This window comes from Mesorhizobium sp. M8A.F.Ca.ET.202.01.1.1 (genome assembly GCF_004791595.1).
Lineage (GTDB): Bacteria > Pseudomonadota > Alphaproteobacteria > Rhizobiales > Rhizobiaceae > Mesorhizobium.
Genome location: NZ_SRUN01000308.1, coordinates 1 through 282 on the forward strand (window position 1 = coordinate 1; position 282 = coordinate 282).

Here is a 282-nt window from a genome sequence, read left to right on the forward strand (position 1 = left end):
GTCGACGCCGCGCGTCGGATCGTCGAGCAGGATGACCGGCGTGTCGGCGACCAGCGCCCGCGCCACCAGCGCCTTCTGCTGGTTGCCGCCGCTGAGATCGGTGATGTTGGACTGGAAGCGCTTGTCGTCGAGCCGCAGCTTGCTGGCGGCGCCGATGGCCGTGTCGCGATTGGCGCGATCGGAAACCAGCCCGATCGCTGGCCTGCGGGCAAGGGCGCCGATGCTGATGTTGGAAAGCACGCTCCACAGCGGGAATACGCCTTCCTTCTGTCGGTCGCCGGC

1 protein-coding gene is annotated in these 282 nt (G+C 68.4%); it reads right to left on the reverse strand.

Going from position 1 to position 282, the window contains the following annotated elements; genetic code table 11:
• Nucleotides 1-282: ATP-binding cassette domain-containing protein (locus EN845_RS34990; RefSeq protein WP_135931353.1), on the reverse strand; the 282-nt coding region annotated here is incomplete at both ends.